Origin of the sequence: Brasilonema sp. UFV-L1 (assembly GCF_012912105.1) — a bacterium.
Taxonomy (GTDB): Bacteria; Cyanobacteriota; Cyanobacteriia; order Cyanobacteriales; family Nostocaceae; genus Brasilonema.
Map to the genome: position 1 here is coordinate 1 of NZ_QMEA01000314.1, position 2,001 is coordinate 2,001.

A 2,001-nucleotide genomic window follows, 5' to 3' on the forward strand; every position below is an offset into this window, starting at 1 on the left:
GTTTATATTTAGTCAACTTCCCTTTGGTTTTTGTGGGGAAGATGGCTGAGGTTGCTTGTAGCTTGTAGTACCAGTAAGCTCCGCTTTTCCCTTTTAAGTAGCGCACTATCCAGCAACCAGGAGGAGCAACTAATCCAGTTGCTTGGAGATCTTTAATTTCTTTTTCTAAACGCTCAATTGTACTAACTAATTGGTCAGTACGTATAGCTAAATCATTTTGTCTAGAGCCTTTAACATCTCTTGACATAGGCAAAAATTTTAATGTTCGCGATTATTGTACGCGATTTAAACTCCGTGAATAGATATATCATTAAAGTTAGCGTTGTGCTACAAGCATTCGTACTAGTTTCAAACACTTTTAATTGAGACAATGAAAATAGCCATCAGTTCTTGAATACATAGTAATATCAAAATTCTTGTGTATTGAGAGCCCTGATAGCTATGTCAACATATAATCACAATCAATTAATAGCGCAATTCCGTTCTTTCAGACAACAACTTCGCGATTGTTTTAATTCATACAGTGATAGCATCATCGATTTACTGGATGCATTAGCTGGGAACTCAGTTGGTGCTAGTTCAGTAGTAGAGTTGTCTTTAAGTCCTTTGTTTCAAAGAACTTATAACTCCGTCTATAAAGCCATATCTGAATCATTTCATACTAAGACTGAAGAAAACAACCAATCAGAAAAACTTCAAGAAAAACTAAAAAAACTGAAACAGACAGTCACTCAGTTCATTCCGATACCTCTAAAAAATCCTTTTTACTTATTAGCAATTGATACCACACCGGCACCTCGCCCTTATGCTGACACAATGACAGAACGAGGGTATATTTACCAACCAAACACAATCAAAGGCAATAAACCGATTAATATCGGTAACTCTTACTCTATCGTCTCAGTCTTACCAGAAAAAGATACTCTCTTCGGCGCTACTTGGTCAATTCCACTATCTGGAGAACGGGTACCACTTGAGGGAAGTGGTACGAGTCTTGGAAGCGAGCAAATCAAAGCTCTTTTAGAGGACAAATCGCTCTCCATGTATGACGAATTATGTGTTTTAGCCGCAGACAGCACTTATAGTCAACGTTCATTTCTGTTTGAGCAATGCAAACACAAAAATTTGGTAGTGATAGCTAGAGTTCGTAGTAATCGAGTTTTCTACCAGTCTCCTCCACCAATCAAAGACCTAGCCCAAAAACGTGGTTGTCCAAAAAAATACGGTTTACGGTTTAGTCTTGCAGAATCTGATACTTGGCATGAATGCGACGAGACAACACAGTTTGCCCATACTACTCGTAAAGGTCGTCAACTAAAAGTCATGATACAAACTTGGCATAATATGTTGATGAGAGGAACTCAGCAGCAAAAAATGTATCGTCATCCCTTCACTCTTCTCAGGATTAGTGTAACGGATGACACAAGTTCCCTCCTATGGAAACCCATGTGGTTAATTGTGAGTGGTACCCAACGCCAAGAGCTTTCTCCTCATGTTACATACTCTAGTTACAGACAACGGTTTGATATTGAACATATGCTGCGCTTCTCCAAACAGCGTTTGTTAATGACTCAGTTTCAAACTCCAGAGGTTGAACACGAAGAGAACTGGATACGATTAGTCATGCTTGCTTACGTACAACTATGGGCTGCAAAAGAGCTAGCTTGCTATTTACCTAAGCCCTGGGAGCGGTACAAAAAACCTCATAGTGATACAATCATGACTCCCAGTACTGTGCAACGTGATTTTACAAGAATTATTTCAGAGATTGGAAAACCCGGGCATTCTCCCAAACCCCGAGGAAATTCAACTGGGAGGCTGACTGGTCAAACTCAAGCAAAACGACCTAAGCATACTGTCATCAAGAAAGGAAAAAAATCGAACAAGCCACAAAAACAAGTTGCGTAATTTTTCTCGTTATACGGTTGTTTGACTCAGCATACGAGTGAGGCTGAGGTAGAAAAGTTTATGTTGGCTTTGGATTCGCGGTTGTTATACGCG

The 2,001-nt window shown here is 39.6% G+C and carries 1 protein-coding gene and 1 pseudogene; one reads left to right on the forward strand and one right to left on the reverse strand.

Annotation, left to right across the window (positions count from 1 at the left end):
* Positions 1–247 (reverse strand): annotated as a pseudogene (locus DP117_RS35130) (hypothetical protein); the annotation flags it as partial.
* A 194-nt stretch (positions 248–441) separates the two neighbouring features.
* Here DP117_RS35130 and DP117_RS35135 point away from each other — a divergent pair.
* Positions 442–1,908: an NF041680 family putative transposase gene (locus DP117_RS35135; protein WP_169222756.1), complete on the forward strand. Its 1,467-nt coding sequence runs from the start codon at positions 442–444 to the stop codon at positions 1,906–1,908.
* Positions 1,909–2,001 lie beyond the last annotated feature (93 nt).